Annotated in this window: 20 protein-coding genes and 1 pseudogene; 7 read left to right on the forward strand and 14 right to left on the reverse strand. The window is 56.1% G+C overall.

All coding sequences use genetic code 11. The annotated features are described in order from the left end of the window. Positions 1 to 149 precede the first annotated feature (149 nt). A complete protein-coding gene (locus NA78x_RS17420) occupies positions 150 to 437 on the forward strand; it encodes a hypothetical protein (RefSeq protein ID WP_425613647.1) in 288 nt (95 codons plus the stop codon). Between the two features lie 5 nt (positions 438 to 442). Next, on the forward strand, positions 443 to 1,075 hold the full coding sequence (locus NA78x_RS17425) for an SOS response-associated peptidase (RefSeq protein ID WP_425613648.1): 633 nt from the start codon (positions 443 to 445) through the stop codon (positions 1,073 to 1,075). 984 nt (positions 1,076 to 2,059) lie between these two features. Here NA78x_RS17425 and NA78x_RS17430 read toward each other — a convergent pair. The 5 genes from NA78x_RS17430 to NA78x_RS17450 form a co-directional block, all read right to left on the reverse strand. Further along, positions 2,060 to 2,416: a hypothetical protein gene (locus NA78x_RS17430; protein ID WP_425613649.1), complete on the reverse strand. Its 357-nt coding sequence runs from the start codon at positions 2,414 to 2,416 to the stop codon at positions 2,060 to 2,062. A 625-nt stretch (positions 2,417 to 3,041) separates the two neighbouring features. After that, on the reverse strand, positions 3,042 to 3,269 hold the full coding sequence (locus NA78x_RS17435; RefSeq protein ID WP_425613650.1) for a hypothetical protein: 228 nt from the start codon (positions 3,267 to 3,269) through the stop codon (positions 3,042 to 3,044). Between the two features lie 343 nt (positions 3,270 to 3,612). After that, positions 3,613 to 4,182, reverse strand: coding sequence for a hypothetical protein (locus NA78x_RS17440; RefSeq protein WP_425613651.1), 570 nt, complete (start codon positions 4,180 to 4,182; stop codon positions 3,613 to 3,615). Between the two features lie 394 nt (positions 4,183 to 4,576). Further along, the gene (locus tag NA78x_RS17445) at positions 4,577 to 5,041 is read right to left on the reverse strand and encodes a hypothetical protein (protein ID WP_425613652.1); all 465 of its coding nucleotides are present in this window, start codon (positions 5,039 to 5,041) and stop codon (positions 4,577 to 4,579) included. A gap of 365 nt (positions 5,042 to 5,406) precedes the next feature. Continuing rightward, positions 5,407 to 5,619, reverse strand: coding sequence for a helix-turn-helix domain-containing protein (locus tag NA78x_RS17450; protein WP_425613653.1), 213 nt, complete (start codon positions 5,617 to 5,619; stop codon positions 5,407 to 5,409). A gap of 1,480 nt (positions 5,620 to 7,099) precedes the next feature. Here NA78x_RS17450 and NA78x_RS17455 point away from each other — a divergent pair. The 3 genes and pseudogenes from NA78x_RS17455 to NA78x_RS17465 all read left to right on the forward strand — a co-directional run bounded on the left by NA78x_RS17455 (position 7,100) and on the right by NA78x_RS17465 (position 8,830). Beyond that, positions 7,100 to 7,174 (forward strand): DUF1559 domain-containing protein, encoded by a 75-nt coding sequence (locus tag NA78x_RS17455; protein WP_425619458.1) that lies wholly within the window; start codon positions 7,100 to 7,102, stop codon positions 7,172 to 7,174. Between the two features lie 198 nt (positions 7,175 to 7,372). Beyond that, a pseudogene (locus NA78x_RS17460) lies at positions 7,373 to 7,753 on the forward strand (hypothetical protein); the annotation flags it as partial. Positions 7,754 to 7,774: 21 nt separating this feature from the next. Continuing rightward, a complete protein-coding gene (locus NA78x_RS17465; protein WP_425619459.1) occupies positions 7,775 to 8,830 on the forward strand; it encodes a hypothetical protein in 1,056 nt (351 codons plus the stop codon). 351 nt (positions 8,831 to 9,181) lie between these two features. Here NA78x_RS17465 and NA78x_RS17470 read toward each other — a convergent pair whose 3' ends face one another. From NA78x_RS17470 to NA78x_RS17505, 8 genes are all read right to left on the reverse strand, one after another. After that, on the reverse strand, positions 9,182 to 10,105 hold the full coding sequence (locus NA78x_RS17470) for an immunity 49 family protein (RefSeq protein ID WP_425613654.1): 924 nt from the start codon (positions 10,103 to 10,105) through the stop codon (positions 9,182 to 9,184). A gap of 242 nt (positions 10,106 to 10,347) precedes the next feature. Then, positions 10,348 to 11,739 (reverse strand): type I restriction-modification system subunit M, encoded by a 1,392-nt coding sequence (locus tag NA78x_RS17475; protein WP_425613655.1) that lies wholly within the window; start codon positions 11,737 to 11,739, stop codon positions 10,348 to 10,350. A 261-nt stretch (positions 11,740 to 12,000) separates the two neighbouring features. Beyond that, complete coding sequence (locus NA78x_RS17480) at positions 12,001 to 12,849, reverse strand: hypothetical protein (RefSeq protein ID WP_425613656.1); 849 nt, start codon at positions 12,847 to 12,849, stop codon at positions 12,001 to 12,003. 662 nt (positions 12,850 to 13,511) lie between these two features. Beyond that, positions 13,512 to 14,582, reverse strand: coding sequence for a ParB/RepB/Spo0J family partition protein (locus NA78x_RS17485; protein WP_425613657.1), 1,071 nt, complete (start codon positions 14,580 to 14,582; stop codon positions 13,512 to 13,514). A gap of 767 nt (positions 14,583 to 15,349) precedes the next feature. Next, positions 15,350 to 16,603, reverse strand: coding sequence for a PQQ-binding-like beta-propeller repeat protein (locus NA78x_RS17490; RefSeq protein WP_425613658.1), 1,254 nt, complete (start codon positions 16,601 to 16,603; stop codon positions 15,350 to 15,352). A 151-nt stretch (positions 16,604 to 16,754) separates the two neighbouring features. Further along, complete coding sequence (locus tag NA78x_RS17495; protein ID WP_425613659.1) at positions 16,755 to 18,422, reverse strand: TolC family protein; 1,668 nt, start codon at positions 18,420 to 18,422, stop codon at positions 16,755 to 16,757. Positions 18,423 to 18,427: 5 nt separating this feature from the next. Further along, a complete protein-coding gene (locus tag NA78x_RS17500) occupies positions 18,428 to 19,648 on the reverse strand; it encodes an HlyD family secretion protein (protein ID WP_425613660.1) in 1,221 nt (406 codons plus the stop codon). Positions 19,649 to 19,790: 142 nt separating this feature from the next. Next, positions 19,791 to 21,494, reverse strand: coding sequence for a peptidase domain-containing ABC transporter (locus NA78x_RS17505; RefSeq protein ID WP_425613661.1), 1,704 nt, complete (start codon positions 21,492 to 21,494; stop codon positions 19,791 to 19,793). A gap of 233 nt (positions 21,495 to 21,727) precedes the next feature. Between NA78x_RS17505 and nhaR the strand changes: the two genes are divergently transcribed. Together nhaR and NA78x_RS17515 are read left to right on the forward strand one after the other, a co-directional pair. Beyond that, entirely contained in the window at positions 21,728 to 22,663 is a 936-nt protein-coding gene (gene nhaR / locus NA78x_RS17510; RefSeq protein ID WP_425613662.1) for a transcriptional activator NhaR, read from the forward strand. 103 nt (positions 22,664 to 22,766) lie between these two features. After that, positions 22,767 to 23,660 carry an alpha/beta hydrolase gene (locus tag NA78x_RS17515; protein ID WP_425613663.1) on the forward strand — a complete coding sequence of 298 codons (894 nt, stop codon included), beginning with the start codon at positions 22,767 to 22,769 and terminating at the stop codon, positions 23,658 to 23,660. Positions 23,661 to 23,739: 79 nt separating this feature from the next. On the opposite strand, the gene NA78x_RS17520 is transcribed toward NA78x_RS17515, so the two are convergent. Next, positions 23,740 to 24,954, reverse strand: a complete 1,215-nt coding sequence (locus NA78x_RS17520; RefSeq protein WP_425613664.1) for a substrate-binding domain-containing protein — start codon at positions 24,952 to 24,954, stop codon at positions 23,740 to 23,742. Positions 24,955 to 25,000 lie beyond the last annotated feature (46 nt).

Below are 25,000 nucleotides of genomic sequence, written 5' to 3' on the forward strand. Positions count from 1 at the left end.
CCGGTGAAGGAGGGGAGAGAGGTGGAGTCGCGTATTTTTAATAGCTCCTGGCCCATCGTCAACCAAGACATAGGGCCCGGCATCAGGTAACTCCGCGACAACCCGCATGGCCGAACTTGCTTTTCACAGATCGTAGGTAAACTTTAGGCATGAGCATAATCACGCCTGACTTCCTTCTCGCCCACAATTTCAACCGGTCTGATTACGGAGGCTGGGAGCTGTTCTACGATCATTCTGGCGTGGCCGATGCCCGCTGGTTACGCTGGAACGATGGCAGGGTGTTTGTGGGCGATTCCACAGCGTTAGACCCTGACGGCCCGGAAGTTCAGGACTCGCTGCTTCGGGATGGCGTCACCACGCAAGCCGAACTGCTGAAGGTTATCGACGAACTGCAGCAGAGCGCCGCCAACCACGCAGAGTTTCGCCAGAAGGGGTAGGCCGAATGTGCGGACGCATCACGCTTCGGACAAGCCTGCGGCAAATCGCCGATGAGTTCTCTGCTCCGTTGCCAGGCTTCGATACCGTACCGCGGTACAACGTCAGTCCCGGTCAGATGGTGCTCGCAGTGCGTGGCTCGGAGACTCGCGAGATTGTACAACTCAAGTGGGGCCTGATTCCGAGCTGGTCAAAGGATCCAAAGATCGCGTTCCAATGCCTGAACGCTCGGTCTGAAACCGTTGCGACCAAGCCCGCTTTCCGCAGCGCTTACAAGTCTCGCCGCTGCCTCATCCCGGCCGATGGTTACTATGAATGGCAGAAGCAGGGCAAAGAGAAATTACCCTTTCTGCACGAGTTAACAGGCGGCCGACTGTTCGCGATCGCTGGCCTGTGGGAACGGTGGAACGATATCGAGACCTGCACGCTGCTGACGACCGAAGCGAATGAACTGGCTGCTCAGTACCACGACCGCATGCCGGTGATCCTCGACGATCCCGATCACGCTGCGTGGCTAGCCGGTGAGCAAATCCCGCTGGTTCCTCATTCCGTTGACGGAATGACAGCGAGGCGGGTCAGCCAGTATGTAAACAGCTCACGTCACGAGGGTGCGGAGTGCATCGAGGCGGTAACTACTTAGAATCCTGTCGGGACGTGGAAAATGTCGGTGGCCAGAAATGGCTCGTGGTGGCTCGCGGCGGGCTATCTCAAAATCCTATCCCACGCGTCTGGCCGCACCGTCCGATCGATCTGTTCCAGCGGCCAGTAAGCGTGCTGAGCAAACTTGCCGCCAACTCGATAGTGTCCCCAGACAAGCACGTTACCGACTGAATGGAATTTCCCACCCGGCTCCACTAGCGCAAAATAGCTCCCGACGTACAGCAACGGCAGGAGCAGTAGGGCGGCAGCAACGATTGGCGCGGGGGAGCGAGGTGTCATGCGATCGCCTTAGATTGCATCCAATTGAAAGCCGGGTCGTGGATTGTCTATCCAGGCCCTCGCACGCAGTCTCCGGTCGACTTGCTCCAACGGCCAAAAGACCAGCGGTGCCCATGTGTCCCCGAACCGATAGTGAGTCAGGTACGGGAAGCTAAGGGCGGGCGCAGATCCGTTATAAACGGCGATTCGAGCCTGGGGCGAGACGATCGCCAGATAACTTCCGACATAGACAGTTGCAATGAGCAGTAGCAGCAGGACGATGGCGACGATGAGTGGTGTGCGGCTGGTCATTAGCTGGCATTACTTGGATTGCAGGTTGTAGGCTGGGTGTTCCCAATTACTGTCACCCGAAAGCTGCTCTAGCAAAAGACGCATGTGCGTCTGATCGGATTTGTCTACGGGTCGCTGCTGATGTGCAATGAAAGCAAATTCCTTCAGTGCACGGTGATACGCTGTGAGTGATTCGACTTGAGCGGCTTTTCGCCGATTATCGAGCCACCATCCAAGCCCAAGAGCTACGATTACCGTCAGAAGGAAGAGCTCTCGCAGAGTAATTTTCATACGCCCAGTCTACCCGCACATGAAAAAGCCCCGCCAGAGTGGTGCAACAGCGGGGCGGGATAGAACACCAGCCCGGCATCAAGTGAAACCGGTTGCGGGATTCTTGGCGGGTGAAGTGGACAGGTCACGGACTCATCTGTTCCCGAATGTGTGGTGGAAGATGGATTTCAAACGCGTCTGGGCGGAACTGTCGGTCAATTATCTCTAGTGGCCAAAAAATCCGCTGTACCATTCCTGGATACGTCTTACTAGCTTGGTGATAAGCGAGGAATGGATCTGGCTCGGTCGTCATGATCGCCAGATAGCTCACCACGTACAGCACGGGCAGGACGATGGCGATGATCAGTGGTGCGCGGTTGGTCATCATTGCCTGCAGATGGTTGGGAGCGTTCGGATAGCCGCACGCGTGTAGTAGGGGAATTCCCATCGAGTTGGTGGTGGAATTTTGCCGATGATAGCGTAGCAAGCCACCAATGGACACCCAGTCCTACCGGAAGCCACGAATGCAACGATCTAGTTATATCGACCGTGCGGACAATACGCCTCCGTTGTGTCCCGCCTGCTACGCCCGGTCGTCTACTTTAGAGCGGATGCAGGCAGCCAACTATCCTGGCGTTCAATACCTAGTCCGCCAGTGCGTTTGTGGTCACTCCTGCACGACGGTCGAGGCGATCAACGACACAAGCGAAATTTTCGCCCCTGATCTCTTTCGGCGCGGCGGGTGCTTGAATGATGCTTAGCCCTGCAAACCGGCTAGTTCCAAGGCTTTCCTTCCGCCGGTCGATCAACCTGAGCGATTTCCTGCCAGCTATGAGCCAGCGAGAGTCTGTCCGGCCCTGCCCGATCTGTAGTTCTCACGACACGACGCTAGTCGAAGGGTCCATCGACTCCGAGCATGATCCACATTCGGAGATTCGAGTGTTGACGTGCAAGTGCGGGGCAATCGCTACTCTTTTTATGCCCAAGAAGAAGTCCGAGAACGCGCCGGAAAAAGCAATGTCAGAGTGACGAGAGCTTTCGAGGTCGCTTCCCGGTTAGTTCGAGTGGCTTCATGGGGTAACAAGCAAGGAAGAAATAAAGGACCGCCTCCGTGCGGTCTGCGTGGTTCAGCTCGGCAAGCCGTCCAACACCTGGGCTTTTGCCTGGGCTAGAGAGGCCTCAAGACCATCAGCCGATGGCGCACCATGCAGCAGGATTGTGGTGCTGCGTGTCCATGCCCATCGGCGATTTACCTCAGTAATAATCGCTACTCGTTGCGAGGTGACATTGTCGATCAGTTCCACTCGTTCTGGTTTATCGCTTGGCTTTACCCAGCGATAGCGATTGCCGGTCATGGTGCGTGCCTCAATGAGAAAACGCCCCTTGCCGACGATTAGGCAAGCTCATGCCGACAAGGGGACGGGCAGACCTCGCGTAACGCTGCCGTGGAGAGGATCATTCCAGAGTCCACCGGGGAGTTCGCGGCTGTAAGGCTGCCGAAGCAGACATGTTAAAAAAACACAGCAGCTTTCGCAATCGTTTTTGGATACCGTGCGACTGCATTGGAGAAAACGCGAACCCGCGCCGGCTCACTGACTTAAACCGAAGTGCGGAATTCTTGGCGGGTGACGTGGACAGCGCATGAAAAACCCCAGCTAAGTAGGGCTGGGGCTGGCACCGTCAAGGTTGCGGGGTCGATTAAGCAGCGAATTTCTTCCGCCGTCGTGCTGCGACTAGGCCAGCGATGCCGAGAACGCCCCAGATAACGCAAGAGGCTGGCTCGGGGGTAGTAGCTGTAGACGCGACCTCAAAATTGAACGTATAGCTCCTGGGTCCGGTACCAGCAAGAGAGCTGGCACTAATACTATAGATCCCTGCGCCTTGTGGGAATACCGAGGGAATAACGCTGTTCGGCTGTGAACTTGCAGAAATGTCACCAAGGAAGACAGGAACTGGCGATACGCGATAGAAACCCCATCCAGCAGAAATTACTGATGATCCACTGATGTTGGCAAGATCCAAGTTAATCGCCGTTAGTTGCTGCCCAGGCGCAATGGTAAAACGAAAACTGTCAAAATCGAGATAGCTACCCCCAAATCCAGTGGTGCCAGAAACCGTATTTATTCCAAGATCAAGCGTTCCAACTGAAATAGGGACGCTGCTTGGCAAGTCACCATTTACTGTTTCGTTGTACGCAATGATCGCTGCGTGAGAAGTGCTGACAAAACCCAAAAGAACAGCACCCAAAACGATTGACCGAACGAGCATTATCTAGGTTCCCTGCTTATCTGAGGCATTGAGTCGTCATCATCAATTTGCCGCAGTGCGCCAATTCCTGACAGGGATTTGTGGTGTGAATTGCCAAATCGCACGAGAAAGCCCCGCCAGTGTGACGGGGCCGGCTGCTCTATCCAGAGGTCCCCCACGCCCCCGGTCTCACCTGCCGGTCGATCTTCTCCAGGGGCCAGTACACCTTACTTAGAAACGAACTGGCAACGCGGTAATTGCCAAGGTCGTTCGGCGTAAGGCTCACCGCGAATGTCCTGTACTCCTCTACTGGTCTAACCAACGCCAGATAGCTCCCCACGTATAGCACCGGCAAGAGCAGCAAGACGATGGCGACGATGAGGGGTGAGCGGTTGGTCATGTCTCGGAATCACATTCATTTGACGCGTTTCCACGTTTCGTTGAACGTTCCGTTGGCGTCGGTTTGCTTGAACGTATCGCCATCGACGTTAATCTTAAACTCCCCGAAAATGCCAACTCGTGACTTCGTGCTCTCCCCCGCGAAATCAGTCGTCGTTTTCAAAGTCGCGCCATCGAGCGTGTAGCGACCGCCATGATGAAATACGACCACTCCAGTCTTGGGATCGGGCTGGGTAATCATCCAGTGTGTACCTGTAAAGGACTTGAGTCGGGTGCCGACTCCTGAAGGCGAGCCAGGCGTCTTTGCCTCGTCTAGCGTCCAGGTGCCGATCAGCTTATCCGCCAGGCTTTTTGCGGCGGCTCCACCTTGCTCGGGCTTGTCCGCAGCAAGGATGCGACCGGCTGTGGTGCCGATCGCGAGCCCCAAGACGACGACTGTCGCAGCGAACGCGGCGACATATAGATGAGCACGTTTGCGCATGGCGGAGTCCCTTGACGAGTAGAGAGAGGATGTCGCGCTTTGGCGTCCCCTCGCAATTGTAGCTGTCTGAGAAATCGCCCCGCCAGATTGCAACGCACAGTGACAAGAATTAAGATTCCCACGAAAACCTCGCCTTCGCCCACATCAAACCAGCCTTCACGGCGCATTGGGGACCTGCTGCGTGATCGAAATTCGCAAAGCCGCTGAGCTGGGTCGCCCAGGGTTGCTTTTAGTCCAAGCCTGGAACGCGAGTTATCGCCGCTCGTCGCCCAACCTCGTAACTACGACTTGCCCGCCGCCGGTTTTGCTATCAAGGGTCCCGGCTCACCGGCCCGGAGTGCCGCTAAGCGTCTTCAAGTCTTGACTCAAAAGCCAGCTGTCGATGGCGAGCCTTGCTTTCGGCTCCCACCAGGTCGACGAATCTCAATGGAATGCTGCTTAAGAAGTTTGCGGATTGACGTGTCCGAGCATCCGTAGAAGTTTGCGATCTGCTCGATCGACATGCCGCGCTGGTAGGCTTCGGCGATTTGCTCCCAGCTTCCTTCAAGGCGTTCTACGGTCTTCTTCTTTGCGGGCATATTTCGATACCTCATTGGGCAGGTTTTGAAGTACGGCAAGCTTTGCATTCAGAATGTTTTTGCGTTGCCAGAAGCTGGTGCTACGCCATACAGAAGAAAGTTGGTTTTGCGTTCCCAACTCCAGCCAACGTCAGTCTGAATAATCGTAGCCACCGCTTGGTGCGTCACGTTATCGACGAGCTGGTGATGCTCCGGAGAATCGGAGACTTTGTTCCACAGGTAATTGTTCATCGAGCTGGCTTAATGCTGGCTGGAAGGTTGCGGGAGCAAGGAGCAGATCAAGGATTAAGACTTCTACATCGCGCAAACTAATCGCAAAAAGGTGGGGTTATCGGATGACTATCAGAGTGTGTTATTCCGGCGAGGACTTTTCGCGCGCACTCTCGGACTTCACCTTGGGCATGAATAGGGTAGTGATGGAACCGCATTTACAGGTCAGAACCCGTGTCTCAGACTGCGGGGAGTGTTCAGACGCGACCGCCCCTTCGACGAAGGACGTCTCGTGAGAACCACAAATAGGGCAGGGACGAATGCTGGCTTGCTGGCTCATAACTGGCAGGTTATCGCTCGGGTTGGTCGACTGGCGTGCAGAAAAGCCCTAAGGCCAGTCGGATTCGAGGGCTGGGAAAAACCCCGGCAATCAAGATGCCAATTGATTCGCATGCGAAACTATCGCCCCTCCTTGGCGCACTGTTAATCTTGTAGCGCGACAATTGTCGTGCATGTAAGAATGATCACAGATAGCCAGATTGCGGCAAGGTTCTTCTGGCCGCTAGAGCAGATCGACCGGAAGGTGCGACCGGAGGCTTGGGAGTCACATGTAGTCGGGTTCTATTTGCTCAGATGCGCTGTCCACCTGAACTGCCAAGAATTCCACAATTAGCCCGTCGCTTTGAAGCAAACTGTCGGCGGTGAGATCACAAACTTGAAGATTGCTTTCGCGCGGAGCAGGAATTCCCCATACTCTGGTGGATGAGTGTCATCCGATGACAACGGTACCTAACGGAGACCCTGCCCGGTTCGCCAGATAGGTATCGCCCAGCGACAGCCAGCTGGGCGTTTTTCTTGCGCGTTATGTCAGCGACATTCCTGTACTGCCCTACAGGAGTCGTCACTGACAATTTAGATATCGTCCAAACCGATCGGCGATGTTCAGCGTTGTTCTCCACTTTTGGCGGAGGTACGCCAGTCCTTCGGATTGGGTTTACCTGCTGCGAGTTTTCCACGAGCTGGTCGAGTTTCCCCACAGGCCGTTGTAGCGTTCCTGCCATGAATTAATTCAGCGCTTCGAGTCTTTCCCCCGGAGACATACGGAACAAAGGTGTTTGACGGTAGTGTTTCCGTAAACCCGGTGTGATGAAGGCGACCGTGTGGCCAGTGACTCTGAACTCCGCGCCAATCGCGAAAATCGCCGATTCCGTCGTAGCGTCATTGGGAATCGTCGCTGAAGTCGGACCGCCGTTGCGAGTGCTTTCCGGCGGTGCAGGCGGCACGTGAGGCCGCTCGACGGATGCAGTGCAAGAACAATTTGAAGATGCCCTCCACATGCTCGTGAGGGACACAACCGCCCCTCGAAACAGACTGCTAGCTGCTCGCTACTGCTGCCGTATTAACAACATTCTCAGTAAAACGACCATTTGTAATGCGGATCGGACCTCGCCGAGCATTCAGGCTACCACGCACGGCCCATAAGTTGCTGCCTTGCCGGACTTTACTTGAGTATAGCCCGCCCACTCAGCAGGAAAACAAAGCCATGCGCCGTACTACTGACACTCTTTTATATGGTGTAACGTTCTCATTACTTGCGGCAGCTGCTGCCGCGCAACCAACCGAGCCTACCCGACCTCAACGGCAACCACCTCCACCCGTGCCAGCCGGTGAAGCACGGCTAGGGCAACGCGAGGGGCGAGAGGCGAGTGAGCCACTTGTCCACGGTCCGGTCCATGAAGCGTTTGCCGCACCGCCCCCCAGCCTACAGTTGCCATCTCAAAAAGTCTCCCAGTTACCGCCCCAGCCGCTCGAAGAACTAGCTCCACAAGTTGCGCCCCAGCAAGACGCCGACACTGCCCGCTGGATTCCTGGCTATTGGGGATGGGAAGCACAGGATCAGGGCTTTGTGTGGATCAGTGGCACGTGGCGATATGCGCCGCCAGAGATGGAATGGGTGCCTGGGTACTGGTCTAGGGACGGCCGAGTATGCCGATGGGTAAGTGGATTTTGGGGTCACGGCGGCGAGGAAGAAGTAGCGTATCTGCCGGAGCCGCCGGCTCCCAAAGTCGAGCGGCCCGAATCCGCGCCCGACGCCAATCATTTCTGGATTTCTGGTAACTGGCAATTCGTCGACGACGAATATCGTTGGAAATCCGGATTCTGGGCTGCAGGCCGCGACGGGTGGATCTGGACCCCCGATTGTTATACCTGGACTCCGCGTGGTCATGTGTTCGTCCGCGGATATTGGGATCTGCCACTGGAACGCCGCGGAATGCTGTTCGCTCCATTAGCAGTGCAACCCGACGCCCATCTCGTTTCGCCGACCGTCGTAATCGACGTTCGAGAGGCGCTCGCTCACTGGTTTGTCGCCCCAACTTATAAGCACTATTGCTTCGGCGATTATTACGAGACAGATCGTCGCGGCAGCGGGGCTTTAGTCTCTTGGTACGAAAATGGAACAGCAGGGCAGGAATACGATTCTGTTCGGTCATATTATTCGCAGCATGAGGCGAAGTATTTTGGCACACTGAAATCGAAGCACACACAGTGCCAACAAACCGCTTCCTACCGCCCCGCCCGTGGCTGGCGAGAATACAACGTAACGAAATCGGGTGGGCTGGCTTTTGCAATCTCGGGCGGCCATGTGCCTGTGGGCTTTTCACGCGTCGATTTTACCGACGGGCAGTTCTCCGCGATCGGTTCTCACTACCGCAGTGTGTTGGATCGCCGCACTCAGTTTGAGCAGGCAGGGATAGGCGGTGAGGGGCGCGAGGCCGTGTTCATCCAATTAGATTCCTTTGTGCCCCCCGGGCATGGCGGACTACCGCCCGGATTGGCCAAAAAGGGCTTGGTTTCGCCAGGGTTTGGGGGAGCCCCGCCTGGGCAGGCCAAAAAGGTCATCGAATCGTTCGGCCCAATCTATGAAAAGTCGTCAAAGGGCAAGGAGAAATTTGGTGGGCAAGGCGGGGGCAAGGGAAAGGGGAAAGGCAAAGGTAAGTGAGATGAAAAAGCGAGAGCGCGGTCAGTAAGAGAGTCCCAGCCATGGAGATTGTTGCTGGATCGATTGCAAGAACCGCTCGACGAACGCGTTTGTGTTCGGACTGCGGAACTTGTTCACTTTCGGCTTCACTCGTTTTGAACGAAGTACTTTATCGACTGCCTTTGTGAACTTGGAGTCTCGGTCATTCTGCGCTGTCGCGACGCGAAGCTTTTGAGCACGTGCCTGTTCGACGAATGCCGCAGCCTAGGCGATTACCCATGCTTCATTCGGTTGGAAGGTTGCCGGTCGAGGATCACACGCCTAGTTTCCATGAGGATGAACGCCACTTCCGCGTCCGGGTGAATGGCTCTGCTACTTCAACAACGCTGCCGGCAAATAATCGGACTCCACTCCGAGCTGAAGTCCCCGCGTTCGGGCTTCAACCGCGATTGCCGTCAGCCCCAGCGAGAAATAGCCGTCCAAATCATCGCGGTGCTTCTTCTTGGAGCTGTAAAACTCCTTGTGCCGTTGCACCGCATTCACCAGCGATTCGGTGAACTCCTTCTTCTCGCCCAAACAGTAGAACGTGACGGTGATCTGCGGAACATCGATACGGAGCAAGTAATTGTGATAGTCGGCGTCGTACTCCTTGGGATCGGTAGCGTCCATGCACTTCACGAATCGCCGGCCCGTGTCCTTCGACTCCGCATACCAGCCGCGTAGGGCATGCACCAGCAGATTGCGATGCCGAGGGCTCGTGGTGCTCGACAAGGAAAAATCCGGCACGGCTGCGAACAGCTGTTTTTGCAGAGCTTCGTCCTGCAGAATTGTTGCCGCATAGAAAGCGTTCATCCAGCGAGCGGAATAAAGATAGCTCTCGTCGATCTCGGCTCCTTCATAAGTGACCTGCTTACCGCCGAGCGGCACGGTTACCTTTTTTCCTCCTTGGGCGTGAATCACAAAGAGTGCCGTGAGGGCTTCCGCTGCAAGGCGAACGTTGGGCTTGATCTCGGGCGACTGGGGATCGATCGCGCTGGCGCAGTGCGCCAAGTCTAGTGCTTGCCCGGATAGGAACGGCAGGAAATTGGGATTCTTCTCGGCCGCGGACAGCCGCCTGGGGAGCGTTTCTCGATTCTCCTGAAATAGCCCCTGAGCAAACTTGCGATCGATTGGATGACGTTCAATCTTCACCGGAGCAACGCTTGGCTCCTGGGCGCCCAACTCAGCAGCGAGGATCATCGCCGCAAAACCTAGCAAAACCCCAACTCGTGCCCCGGTGGTTAATGTACCTGGCATTTCTTGATTCCTTTTTATGGTGGAAAGATTATGCGGTACGAGCATGGTCCGGGCAATCGTTTGGCACCACTTCGGGCAGCCGATCTCAGTCGACAGAACCGGGCGGTAGCGGACTGTGATCCGTGTTAGCAACTCCATCACTCGCCGGTTAACAGCCCATTTTCACAGATCGCGGAGAACCTTTCTCGAAGCTGTTAACCCGAGTTCGAAATTCGGTTCTGGGGTATCCGGACGAACTCTCCTCATAACTGCTTAACACAAAAACGCGTCGCACTCTGAGACGAAAAAGAGAGAGAGCGGTTAGTAGGAGAGTCCCGACCAGGGAGGTCGGCGATTGCCGCGACCGGCACCATGCGCGCGTAGCGCGGGTCGCTTTCATCCTGCCTGGTGAAGATGTCGACGATCTTGTGGATGTCCTGCTCGCGGAGGCGGTTTTTCGGACCGTCTTTCTTGAAGCCCTTGGAGGCATCGATCATGAAGATGCCCTTGCGGGCGGTGGCGTTTTCCTTGTCGAGCACGACGATGCAGGCGGGGATACCGGTGCCGAAAAAGAGATTGGCGGGCAGGCCGATGATGGCCTTCAAGTAACCGGAGCGGACGAGCTGCTGGCGGATGACGGCCTCGGCATTGCCCCGGAAGAGCACACCGTGCGGGAGAATGCAGGCGGCTTTACCCGTACTCTTCATCGAACGAATGATGTGCAGCAGGTAGGCATAGTCGCCCTGCTTTTTCGGCGGCACGCCCCAGGTGAAGCGCTGAAAGCGGTCGCCGCTGCCGCCCTCGCCCAAGACGAGTCCCGTGGACCAAGTCTTGTCGGAGAAGGGCGGGTTGGCGACGACGTAGTCGTAAGTGCGGAGCTGCTCGCCGTCTTTGAACTTGGGGTCGAAGAGCGTATTTCCCGAGAGGATGTTGGCCGTCGGGAAGTCGTGCAGGATCATATTCATGCGGGCGAGGCCGGCAGTGGTTACGTCCTTCTCCTGCCCTTCCAGCGTGATGTGTTTGCCGGACTCGGCGGCGACCTTCAGCAGCAGCGAGCTTGAGCCGCAGGTGGGATCGTAGGCGGTGGTGGCGGCCACGGTATTCGCCGGGGAGATGCCGATGACCTTGGCCATGATGCGGCTGACCTCGGACGGCGTGTAGAACTGGCCCTTGCTCTTGCCGCTCTGGCTGGCAAAGTGCCGCATGAGATACTCATAGGCATCGCCCAAAATGTCGTCGTTCTCCGCGCGGTTCTTCGAGAAATCGAGCGAGGGGTTCTCGAAGATGGCGATGAGGTTACCGAGCTTCTCGACCTTCTGCGCACCGTCGCCGAGTTTGTTCGAGTCGTTGAAGTCGGGGAAGTCGCTGCGGGCGAGGCGGGAGTTGGCGTCGATGAGTGGCTGGATGACCTGCGTGTTGATCTTGTCGCCGATGTCGTCCTTTCCCTTGAGGGCGATCATGTCCTTGAAGCTGGCACCCTTCGGAATCACGACTGGCGGGGCGAAGTCATCGGAGTCCCCATATTTGTCGGAGACGTATTTGATGAACAGCATGAACAGGACGTAGTCCTTGTATTGGCTGGCATCCATGCCGCCACGCAGTTCATCGCACGAGGCCCAGAGAGAGGAGTAGAGGTCGGATTTCTTGATGGGCATCGGATTATTTGCAGCACTTCACGTATGGTTAGCAGCTTGGAGGGCTGCAATCACAGATTCCGCCCGCTGCGGAGCGGATGCAGTTTGTAGTCCAGGCGCGTTGACGACAAGGTTGGTTGACGAATTTTGATCAATCACCGGAGCGGGGGTAAGTGTCGACCTAAAATCGAGCGGCGGAGGATGGCAAAGGTTTAACCGAAGCACCGCCGCACCCAGCAAATGGTGCGGCGGTGGTTGATGCGGGTCGGTAGATCGGTCGAACTAGCCAGGAACCGAATCGCTTGCCGGCGAATCGAGCAAACTATCACAGAACGAGATAATCCTAGATTCGCTCGAAAAACTCCCATCCCACTCGCCCAGATAGTCTGGGCCTTCATCGCGAACAGGTGAATGGAAGCTGACTTGGCCGTTCGGCAAGTCGACATACAGAACCCACGGGTTACGCGGATTGCTGTCGTCCGACTGCCAGCCCCAAGTAATGCTCAACGCAGTACCGTTCAGGATCTCAATCACCCCTCCGAGCGCGTATTGCTTGTTCTCGTATGCGAACTCCCTAAACGACCGGCCTCCCCGCCGTGGCTTACCGCGGTAAGCCTTTGCACAGGTCGACGCCTTCTGGCAACGGAAGAGTTCCGCTGCAAGGTAGCCATACGGCGTAATCGCCTCGAGTTTTTTTAGAAAGCGTTTAGTTGCGTTACCATCCGAACCTTGGAAAACACGCCTCGCTTCAGTGGGCGGACTCTGCGGGGCTGTTGCCCAGCTGTGAATCCAGCTGGGCACTTTGCGGCGGTTTATCTCAGCTTTGATCAGCCTCTTCGCAAATGGTGTCTTGGCACTAGCCAGACGCAGTTGAAGAACCTCGTGGGCAGTCTCTCTTAAGCAGTTGCCGTAGTGCTTCGATAGAGCACGTCGGCGATCGGCGCGACGTTGCTGGAGGGTGCGGGCGAATTCGCGGAGTGCCTGCTTAGCCTGCGAACATTTAACATCGACGCCACGAGCGCTTAAGTAGCTCTGTGCTACCTGGTATTCCTCGGAGCGCGAAAAAATCCTTCGTGGAGCAGCTTGCAGTTGCGTACGGAATTCCTCCAGCGGGCATGTAAAACTCATCATTGATGACCCCAAAACAAGAAAGTGACGACTTCGATCGACACGGCACGCTGCCGCTCGTCTAAGTGACGCTGTAACGCGTCGACTCGCGTAGTTCACAATGACACGCGTAGTGGTTGGGAGTGACGAGCCGCAGTGCAGCTGCAATCAGTCCCGTCGTCACCGGTACGAGGCCCCGATGTGGCGTTGCGGGTATTTTTAGCCGCCGCCCGGCGTAAGTCAACTCGCTGCAAGAAAAAGTCGTCTTGTTCGACATCGCCTCGGATATGTCTTCAACTTCTCCCCAGTAGAGTCGTAGTCTCCGCTCCAGCGAAACGTGTGGGCAATTTGTCTGAACTGCGGTAGACTCTAGCGGGCTCACCACCCGCAGCAGTTGACGAGCGGGTGGCGGCCGGAAGCAGAAGGGGATGGCGAGTAGAACTTGGCTTACGCAGCTGTTTTCTTCTTGAGCATCAACGGCGGTCTGTTAGCCGCGGCGACTGAGCATTTCCGCGGGTAAAGAACTGCGGTCGGCTCGGCAACTGTCTGCAGATTTGCCTGTCGGTCGCTTCACGCGGACAGCGCGACTTATTTGGGCCTCGTAGTCGTTTGATGGCCCGGCAGCTCGATTCGCGATCACTCGTCGCCACCCCTAGACGGTGACGACTGGTGATTACCAGGGGAAGCTAGGCGCGATTCCGCACTCCGACAGGCGGCAGCTTCAGTTTTGGTCGCGCGTCAGTCCTAACGGGAAGCGGATCGTCGTCTTCACCATCCTTGTACTTTCGGAACTGCTCTTCAGCTCCCCGGATTGCTGCTTGCCAGTTGATTGCATCCAGTGTGATCGGCGGCTCGTCATCGACGCCTTGCAGCTGGGGTAAAGAACCGAGTACTTCGAGCAGTTTATTTGCCGCGAAGACGATTCGGCCCATCGTATGGCGGTATTTGCGCAGCTGTCTTCGATTGTCGCAGCCAGTTATGAATTCGGCGAGCTTCGCGAGGTGCAAGTGGATGTCTGCCGCCGCAATCGCGCTAGAGTTCAAAATCTTCCGAGGGTCGATCTTTCGCAGCTTTTCAGGCTCACGCGTCGCAACCAGCCTGTCTGCTTGACGGCCGACTGGTCCTTCCTTGACAGCCAGCACGCGCAATTCTTCGATTTCATCTGGCGTGGCGTAATTCAAGAGCGCAAGAGCAACTCGCTGCTTTAGCTTCTTCACGTCTACAAGCCGTTGCAGTTCAAGCGGCAGGTCTAAGAGCCTCCAGATCCTCTCTAGCGTTTTCACATTGATATTGTATTGCTCGGCGATCGATCGCTTGAGCTTCAGCTGCTCCCCCTTTGTCGGTTTTCTGAGCTGAAACTCGTTGAAGGTTACTCGCGCGAATTCCGTGACTGTAAGGTGACGCCGATTGAGATTAGCCTGCAGCAGTCGCCGTTCGATTGCTACTTCCCCCAGCGCTGCGAGGTCGTACCGAACCTTGACCTGCACAGATGCAAATGTCGAGTGGCCGTCTACATGCAGCTTCTTCAGCACTCTGCATCGGCGGTGGCCAGAGATGATCCGATTGTCAGGGGTGATCTCCAGGGGCTCGTTGAGGCCATTCGCCAAAATGTCCGCTGCGAGGTCGTTGATGTTGGCGGCAGCAGCTTCGGGGAAAAACAATTCCTGCTTCGGGTGCGGTTTGAGCGAGTAGATGGATCGCTGTTCCAGTTTGGCGCGAGGCGGTAGAACCAATTTTTTGAACTTCGTTTCCGACATATTGTCTTCCCTTTTTGACCGGTGCGGATCGTCAAGAAACGACAAGCGGCGAGTCAAGCTCGCCGCAGTCATTACTTCGATTCTTGCAGATCGCGTTCAGCAAGAACAGAGGGTGATCGGACAATTTTACCGCAGTGAAAGATCAGAGCATACAAACGCCGACCATCGAAAGCCTCAGAGATCTGACGAATCGAGCCTTTCGATAGCTACTGTAAAGTTGTCGAGCGACACGATGGTCAGACCAAACGCATCGGGCGAGGTTCGTACCGTTTTGACGGTTGTTTACTGTTGAAACTCGGTCCAATACGCGACAATTCGCAATCCCTTGCAAACGGCGTTTCAGGCGTTAAAATCTCAATAACTCACGGAAAAACTGCTGTTTCGAGGGTGCCAAAGATCGTGCCTCATAACCTCGAGGTCGTCGGTTCAAATCCGGCCCCCGCAACTTAAAACCCCTGGTATCGAACTCGTTCGACCCCAGGGTAAACGGACCAAGCCCAGGCTAACCACCTGGGCTTTTTCGTTTCTACGCCCGGCCTGGTAATGGCTCACGATTTGTTTTGTTGCTTGCGGTTTGCCTCACCGGCGTCGCGTACGCTATCGGCAGCAAGCGAAGTTCCGACAAAACCTCCCGCCCCACGCGGAACGGCTCCAAGGTCTCTCGTCGCAATCACCGCCAGCTACAGACGCGATGTTCGAGTCTATTGCCGCAAGCGTGGCCAAGTTGCCAACGAGTTCACGACCACCTTGTATCGCGATGAAGGTTGCTACTCGTCTTTCCACTGCAGGACGGAAAGTGCGTTCAATTCACGCACGAAGAGTTGGCCATCGGCAACGGCCAAGTGAGCCCAGGCCGATTCGTCACTGACTTTGCGACGGCTGAGGAGTTTGAATTCGCTGGGACTAGCTGCGATCAACAGCAATTCCCCCTTCTCGTCCAAAGCCAATAGTCGATCGCCGCGGGCGACAACGCTCCAGTATTTGCCAAACGGTTCACTGGTCCAGGTACGCTTACCGCTCTCCAAATTGAAACACGCAAATCGTTGATTGCGAAGATGGACATACGCGTGTCCGGCGATCACGACCGGCGAACTCATGTAGCCTTGGGCTGGCTCCTCCCAAGCGGTTTCCACGCCGAAGTTCGGCGATTCGCCCATCGGTGCGCTGTTATGGATTAGATAAGCGACGGTTTTGCCCCCATAGGTGCTGGTGAAGGCCAGGTCGCCAATAATGGTTGGGGTAATGATGTTCATTCCGCGAAAGGCGGGCACTTTCTGCGACCACAATACACTGCCGCTGTCGAGCGCGAGGCCAGCTAGTTTTTCTCGGGCCTGCACGACGAGTTGGCGGACGCCGCCGATGGTTGCGATAATCGGGGACGAGAAGGCGCTACCGTTCATACCGCCTTCGTCGTGAAACTCTCGCCAGACAACCTCGCCGGTACGTTTGTCGAGCTTAACGACTCCCGCAGCTGCTTGCACGTAAAGGTAGTCGCCGTCGATCAGCGGTGACGCCACAAATCCAAACGAGGGAACCGGCGTTTTGTACTTGTCTACAAAGTCGACTCTCCATCGCTCTTTGCCGTTGGAAACATCGAGCGCCACCAGCACATCGCGGATACCAGCAACGTACAGCGTCTCGCCGTCGCAGGCCGGCGTGGCTCGAATCCAGCTGCCATTTGCCCAGGCGAAGAACGGGACAATTAGCGAACCTTTCCATTCGGTTTGCCACAATTCCTCGCCGGTGTCGCGGTCGAACGCACGGACGCGCTCTTTATCGGCGGTGACGGTTTCAGTCGTAAAGACTCGCTTACCGCTGACGATCGGTCCCGAATAACTCGGCCCCAATTCGACCCGCCAGGAGGTCCGTAGTTTCTTCTCATCGAGCGATTCAGGCCAGGAAATGCCACGATAAATGCCATCCCGCGTCGGACCACGCCATTGTGACCAGTCTTCCCCAAGGGCCGGAAGTGGCAAGACCGCAACTGCAACAACGATGCAAAGCCACCGCTTGTGAGCCATCTTTTCCGTCTCCTCGCCACCTTCACCAAGTGCATTGCCTAACAGCCAACCAACCTAACTAAAGGCATTCAGTGGTCACTTTAGCGCCTTGGCAAGTGTAGCGGTGGAGGGACCACTGCAAGCCGGTCGCAACGGCAACTGTCGGATCTTCCTAGGGGATTGCTACGGCCGCCCGATACTGAGCGCGGGCTTGAAAGTAGTCGAGAAGTGCTTCGATTTCGAGGTAGCGCGCGTCAAGTTCGGCGCTTTCCTGGATCGCGATTCGCAGCACATCGCTGTTGCCGAGTTCAAAGCTCCGGTACTCGGCTTTGACCAGTTTCCGGGCGAGTTCTACGCTTTGACGGGTCCGGCCAATCCGTTCGTAGGCCGCAATCATGGCGGAGTGGGCGTCTTGAACTTCGGTGACAATCTTGTTGACGGTGAATTCTCGCTTGAGCGACAGCTGCGACAGTTTCCCCTGTGCAGACTGAATCTTGCCGTAGGCTTTGTTCCTTTGCAGAGGAACATCGAAGAGAAGCCCTGCTTCTAGCTCAAAAGGCGTTTTATCTCCTTTGCTACTGGCGGGGGCCCCGACATCCTTGGAGGCTTCCATGACAGCGGTCAAGTTGGGCAAAAGGTCATTTTCGGACTGTTTCAAGTCGACCGCGACAATCTCTCGGACCACTGTTAACTCCCGCAGTTCGGGACGTTGATCAACTGCCCGGCTGATATCGGATTCCAAATCAAAGCTGCTTGGATCGGTCGGCTCTGGAAATCGAGTGGGAAGCTCGCGGGTCGAAGGAAGGATGGGATCGCCGGCATCATCTCGCAGGAACAATGAAAGCTTAATCGCCGAGCTTTGTAGCTTACGGTTGGCTTCGATCAACTTCGCTTGCCGCGAGGCGATGAGGCGCTCGTTTTGTTGCTGTTCCGTTTGAGCGAGATTGCCCAGTTCCACCTGCCGGCGAATTGCCCGGTCCCGCTCTTCGGCGACATCGAGCAATTTCTGAGTTACTAGATATGCCTGTCCTGCGGCCACCCAAGACCAATAGACATAGGCCGCTATTTGCACGGATTCGAGAATTTGCCGTTCAACTTGCGGAGTAACCACCGCGGCTTGGAGATCGGCGCGGGCTATTTCAGCGCGCCATTCATCGATGGCTCTTCCGCGAAGAAGGGGCGCGGCCAACCCCAGCTTGAACTCGCCCCCATCGTTCGTTTCGCGCTCGCCGTACCACGGCTGAAAGTCGCCATTGCCGATGCGGTATTGACCATAGATCGCACCGCCCATCCACGTCGCTTGTTCTGCCTTCACCAAGTGCCGATAGTTCTTGTAATAGCCTTGCGGCATGTTCAGCGATTCGGCAACCAACTTCACGTCGAAAGCGCCCCTTGCCGACTGCTGTTTGCCCGCGGCAATCTGGGCCTCCAGAATGACACTCTGAATCAGAGGGAACTTCTCTACGACTGACGTCTTCACCCGCTCCAATTGCAGCAGCTGGGGCGCTATTGCTTGATCTTGGCTAAAGCTGGGGACGATTGCGTCGAGCCGTTGGCGAGATGATGCGTCGGGGCTCAGGTTGGGGGCAACGGGTGCATTCCGGTCGGGCGATATCGCTTCCCGCGGTACGCCGTCATTTTTTGGCGGCGGAAGTTCCTGAGCGACAGTATCTGACTTGGTTTCTTGAGCAACGGTCTCAACCGGCGCGTATTTCGGAGTGGCTTTATCCGCAGGACTTTTGCTCAGCCCCTGGATGTCATTTGCAGCATTGAAGTTGTCTTTAAACGCCTGGCAGCCACCCGCGCCGAGCAAGCTGAGTACCACGATAAAATTCTGCATCCGTGTCATTTCGGCAGCTTCACTTTCTGCTTTTCTTTATCCCCGCTTGCAGACTTGGGTTCATCGGTTGAAATGACCGGCGGAAATCCATTTAGTTGCCGCCACAGTTCGTACCCCAAAGAGACCTCGTTAAGCAAAATCCAGCCGTTGGCACGGGCCCCTTGTCGCAGAAATTGCTCGTCCGGCCAAGGGTGTTGGGCCGTGGGCCGGACCAGCACCCTGAATTTTCCTTTGCCGTCATCGGTTGCATCAATGGCAATAACTTCACCCCCAAACGTCCCCACAGCGACACTCGGCCAGCCAGCAAATTGCACGGCCGGCCAGCCCTCGAACTGCAGACGCACTTCGCGCTGGGCACGCACGAGCGGTACGTCGTTGCCATTGATCCAAAGTTCGACTGCCTGTTCTGAAGTTTCGGGAACAATGGTGAAAAGGGGGTCACCCTCCTTTAACATTTGCGCATTGTCTGAAACGAGGATGCGGTAAAGGATGCCATCGCGTGGGGCGGTCACTTGGCGACGACCAAATTGGGCCATCTTGCCTTGAATTTCGGCCAGTTCCTTGCGCGAAAGTGCCTCCTCACCTTGGGCCTGCTGATGTTTGGCCTCGGCTTCTTGAATTTTGGTCGTGGCTTCGCGAGCCTTGGCCTCACCCTCGGCTTGCTTGGCCTTTAGATCACTCTTGCTAGCGGCGACGTAGTTCTCTGCTGCCTGGCGTTTCGCGAAGGCCTGTTCGTATTTGGTCTGTGCCTCTTGGGCCTTCAAGTTTCCGACGATGCCTTCCTTGGCGAGTGTACTTTGCCGCTGATGATCGAGTTCAAGTTGCCACTCGGCAGTCTTGGCCGCTGATAGATCCGCTTCGGCGGCTCGAATTTTCTGCTCCGCAACAGCTAGCAACTGCTGATACGACTCGTTAATGAGTGTGCGGGACTGGCGATACTCTTCAATCTGCGAGAAGTACGACTTAACCTTCTCGACCGCAAACGAAAGCTTCTGCTCTGTCGCGGTCACTTGCTGATTGAGTCGAAATGCGCGTTCGGCATCATTGTCATCGATCTCTAAGATCAGTTGACCCTTCGTGACTAATGCCCCTTCGACGATGTTCTCGCCCCAACGAGCCACGCGCCCATAGACGGGTGCTTCCACCGTTTGTGGGCGCTCGCTCGGATGGTAGGCGATGACTCGGCCAGCGCCGCGCGAGGTTTGCTGCCACGGCAGAAAGAGCATGCCAAAGATCGACGCGACCAGGGCGATCAGTAGTAGTACCGCTAACGCCCTGGCGCCGATCGATGGGCGGACGAGTCGCATCGACCGCAGATGAGCAAATGAATTAACTGTGGAGTGGATAGTCGCAGCCATGTCTGGATCGCTATAGAGAAACAAGATTAAGGCGGGGCAACGACTGCGGAGACGGCAACAGCCTGTTGTTGCCGAGAGAGTCAGGATCTATCACAGGCTGAAGTGGAATCGTGCGGTCACAGAGTTCAAACAGACTCTCGCGGCTGGTGACAAGAACCACCGTGCACGACCGCTCGGCCTTCGCAACAGCGTCAAATACAAATCGCAAATGCATTTCGGAAAGCTGATCCAGAATCGAATCGATGAGGATCAATCTTGGTTGGCCCGCAATCGCCCTGGCAATCATCAACCGGATTGCCTGGCTGTTCGATAGTGTTCCGCCACCCAACGGCACGCGAGTCTCAAGGCCTCCTGTCAGAGCCATAATTTCGTTCCACAATCCGACCGCTTCTAGCGCATTGCGAACCTGCTGGTGGGTAACGCTGTCGCGGTGCAGGTGCACGTTTTCGGCAATCGTTCCCTCAATAAGTTCAATCGATTGGACAAGGGCGACTTGTTCTCGCAACCGCGGCGGCGCGACGGACCGCAAGTCGAGGGAGTCGAATTCGACGTATCCATGCGCTGGCTCTTTTAGGGCGTAAAGTATCTCCAGAATGGAACTTTTCCCGCTACCCGGGGGCCCAGTGAGAGCCACCCGTTCACCGGCTTCGATGATCATGGTCAGTGGGGGAGAATGCTGAGCCGCGCCTAGTTCAAGTTCCACGCATTGGAACTGCACTCTCGCTCCCAAGTTCTGTCGTGGTGGCGTTAGCCCCTCCAGGCGTTCGGTGGGGAGATCGAACAAATGACCTAGCTTGTCGCAGGCAGCAAGCAGGTCGTAGTAGCTCTCCATGTGCTTGCCCAACTTGGCAAACGAACCCACCACAACTGCGACGATCAGTTCGGATGCCACGAGTTGTCCCAACGTCAATTGCCCATTGATTACCAGGAAGCCACCGATGCCCAACAAGCAGGCCGCAGCAATTGCCTGCAAGCCGAGGGTGAAGATGATCTGTCGAAACAAAACATGAAAATGCGACTGGCGCGCTTCAAGGTAAGCAACCGTTAGCTCGTCGGCCTTCTCCATTGCCTGAGGCAGTCCCCCCGCTAGTTTGAACGTCGTCGGGTACAGAGCCAATTGCTGTAACCACGCAGCAACTGCATATTTCTTGTAGGACTCATCGATCGCAGAGTCGACTGCGCCCCGACCGAGTGCGAAGATGGCGAAGAGCACTGCACCGACTAAGAAGAGGTTGAACCCCAGCAAAAACGGATGGTAGAACGCCAGCACCACCATGCCGACTACGCCCGTAATCACGATGGTGATGCCATCGAGCACCAGCAGCGCTGCCGACTTCTGTACCGTGATCACTTCAAAAAAGCGATTTAACAGTTCCGGCCCATGTCCTTTGGTAAACGCTTCGTGGTTGACGCGGGGCAGCCGATCGGCCAAATACGCCACAACGCGGACAAAGATTCGCCGCTGAATAACTTCAGCGATGTAGGTCTGCAGTCCTTTGAGAATTGCCGCGAAGCCGAGGAACGTGAAGAGCATTAAGGCCAGGACAAACAAAGGCTGCAGGTACCGTCCAAACGCAACGGTGTTTACCAGTGCTTCTACCGTGATCGGCGTGGCCAACGACAGAATGCCAATCACGAGTGAAAAGAGAACAACGACGGCGATGTCCGTCGCCTCCGGACGGAGCAACGACAGCAAACGCCGAAATGGGGTCAAATGGTGTGCTGCTGGTGATGCTGGCGAGCCCATGAGCGGCTGATCCCCGTTGTGCTTTTCTAACTGCGTGTTTCCCGCCAGAAACGCGAATCAGCCAGAATAAACCGACCAACCCGCCCGAAAATAATCGCTCTCTTGGGGAGAACCCGTGGAGCCGAATGGTGCAATCTTCGGATAAATCCTAAACTTAGACAAACAGATAATATTGGCGGTGAGTCATTGGAAATTTCTATATGTCCGCTCCGTGGCTGAACTACCATCACTTACACTATTTTTGGGTGGTCGCGCGAGAGGGTAGCATTGTTCGCGCTTGCGAAGTGCTGCACCTTTCGCAGCCGACGATATCCTTGCAGCTGCAGCAACTCGAACGCAGTCTGGGAGGCGAGCTATTCGAGCGCAAAGGGCGAGGGCTGCAATTGACCGAGCTTGGTCGCACGATCAAGCGTTATGCGGACGAGATCTTCATGCTCGGCAACGAACTGGCCGAAGTCGCGCGGGGCAGACCCACGGGGCGACCGCATCGACTCTCGATCGGTGTTTCCGACGTGCTTGCAAAACTAATGGTTTATCGCCTCGTCTTGCCAGCACTCAAGTTGCCCGAAGCGGTGAAATTAGTCTGTCGCGAAGGGCATTTTGAGGATTTGTTAAAAGGGCTCGCCACGTTCGAGCTCGATGTCATCCTCAGTGATGCTCCGCTTAGCCCCGGTAGTCCAATCAAGGCCTTCAGCCACTTGCTGGGTGAATGCGGCGTCACCATTTTTGGCACAGCGAAGCTAAGCCGTGCCTATCGAAAAGGATTCCCACAGTCCCTAACTGGAGCACCGCTGCTACTTCCCGGCACACAGTCGTTGCCACGCCGAGCGCTGGACCAATGGCTGGACGAACAGCAAATTCATCCGATCATTGCCGCTGAGTTTCAGGATACCGCGTTGATGAAGGTCTTCGGGCAAGAAGGAATTGGTCTCTTTCCAGCGCCCTCCGCAATTGAAGCGGAAGTCTGCCGACAATACTCTGTGAAGGTCGTCGGCCGCATCGACCAGGTCCGCGAGCGATACTACGCCATTTCGGTCGAACGCCGGATCAAGAACCCAGCCGTGCTGGCGATTTCGCACGCCGCGAAGTCGGACGTTTTTCTCAGGAAGGACGAAAAGCTCGCGGATCTGTTGTAAAGTGGGCTGGGTTGTTTTAGGCAATCCACCGTGGTGCTGTTTCAACGCAAGTTGCCGATGGATAAACAGCTCTCAGCCAAACAAGCCACCTGGAGACCAATCCATGTTGACACGAATTGTCATTGCTCTGATCTTTGCTGCCGCAGTGACTACGGCCGCTGCGCAAGAGCCTGCCAAAAACCGCGCCGGCCGGTCTTATCCACCCCAGATGGAAGGCTGCCGCGTCGAAACATACAAGACCATCGGCGACACGAAGCTCAAGCTCTACATCTTCAGCCCAGCCGCTGCCAAAGATGCGCCAGCAATCGTGTTCTTCTTTGGCGGTGGCTGGAAGAGTGGTTCACCACAGCAATTTGAAACGCAATGCTGGCGACTAGCGGAGCGCGGCATGGTTGCCATTACGGCAGACTATCGAGTCGAAAGCCGGCATGGCGTCAAACCAACGCAATGCCTGGCCGATGCACGCTCGGCTATTCGCTGGATCCGCTCCCATGCCAGTCAGTTGGGCATCGATCCACAGCGGATTGCTGCCGGCGGTGGTTCAGCCGGGGGACACCTGGCGGCAAGCACCGCGTTCATCACCAATTTCGATGAACCGAAGGAAGACAAAAACATCAGCGCGACACCGAACGCGCTCGTGCTCTTCAATCCCGCTCTCGTGTTGGCTCCGATCGAGGGTTTCGATGCAGAGGGCTTTGGTACCCGCGTTCCCGAAGAGCGAATGGGATCCAAGCCAGAAAACCTCTCGCCCGTGCATCACATCACTCGAAACGGTCCACCCACGATCATCTTCCACGGTCGCGAAGACACCACCGTCCCCTACGCTTCCGCCGAAGTGTTCACCGCAAAGATGAAGTCGCTGGCCAATCGCTGCGAACTGCACGGCTATGACGGACAGAAACACGGATTTTTCAATAGCGACGATTTCAAGCAGAAAACGCTGGAGGAAGTCGAGCGTTTCCTTGTCTCGCTCGGCTGGCTCAAGCCTGCCAAGTAGAAGAAAGCAACCACGCGAACCATCCAGGCTATTTTCAATGGGTTTTTGGCGTTGCTCGACACACGGTGCGATACTGGCCTTACGTTGAGTTTTCCAGACGCCGTTGTTTGCGATAGCTGCTTGGGGTGATGCCGACTTCGCGGCGAAAGACCTCGTACAGTCGCATTCGCTCTCCGAAGCCAACGTCTTGGGCAATCTTGGCGATGCTGCGGTCTGATTGCGTCAGTTCCCGTTTCGCCCGTTCGATACGAACGCGACGGATCTCGTCCGCGATGGGCCAATCGACAACTCGCCGAAAGCGGCGTTGCAACGTGCGCGAATGCACATGCAGTGACTTAGCAACCTCGCTGCAGTTGATATCGCGATGACTGTTCGCAGCGATGAACTGCAGTGCCCTGGCCACCAACTCGTCTTCCACTGCGTAAAAGTCCGTTGACTCGCGAACAATCAAAGCTTGGGGAGGCAACAAGATGTGCTGTGATACTGAATCGCGAGGTCGCGCGCCGTGTTGCCTGGATCGCCTGGTCCTCGACTCGCGTTCGTCCATTAGGTGATCGAGTAAGTGGGCTGCCTCATAGCCGATGCGCTCGTAGCCAATCTCGACGCTGCTAAGAGAAGGCCGGGGGTGATTACAAAGCGACTCCTCGTTCATGCCGGCCAGAATTGCGACATCGCTAGGCACGCGCCAACCGCGGCGATGGCACAATTGAACTACCAGCCGCCCCATCATTTCCGTACAGATTGAAACGCCAATCGGCAGTTGCCAATGATCCATCCAGGCATCGATTTGCTTTTCCGTTCGCTGCCACGACTGGTGGTTGCGACTTGGTACAAGTGGCAGTCGTTCGATGGCGCAGGGAAAGCCAGCCTCCGCCGCAACGTCGCGAAACGCGGCAGCGGCTTGCAGCTGGGCCTGATCTTTGCGAGTTAGCACTGCAAATTGGCGCAAGCCGCGGGCCAGTAGGTGCTCGGCCTCTAATCGCCCCACGGCGATCGGATTATGGAAAACCCCCGGCAGTTCGCTACGAACGGGAGAACTAAACCAAGTATTGACCATGGGTAGATCGAATCGCTGTCTCAGGCCGGCGAGTTTGGCGTTCACTCGGCCGATCACACCGTCGTACAGTCGAACGCTCTTCGGTTGCTCCAGCAAATGCTCGGCAACGTACTCATCAATGATCGATTCCCAGCCCTGCTCATCGGCATACCGCTGCGTACCGGCAAAGATGCTCGCATGACGCTTAAGCGGCCAGCGCAAGTCGAGCATGATCGCGACGCGGCGGGTTTTTGGCACGAAAACACCTGTCGTCAAAACATGTTCTTTTGTCGGCGAAACAATC

Source organism: Anatilimnocola aquadivae (assembly GCF_049819085.1).
Lineage (GTDB): Bacteria > Planctomycetota > Planctomycetia > Pirellulales > Pirellulaceae > Anatilimnocola.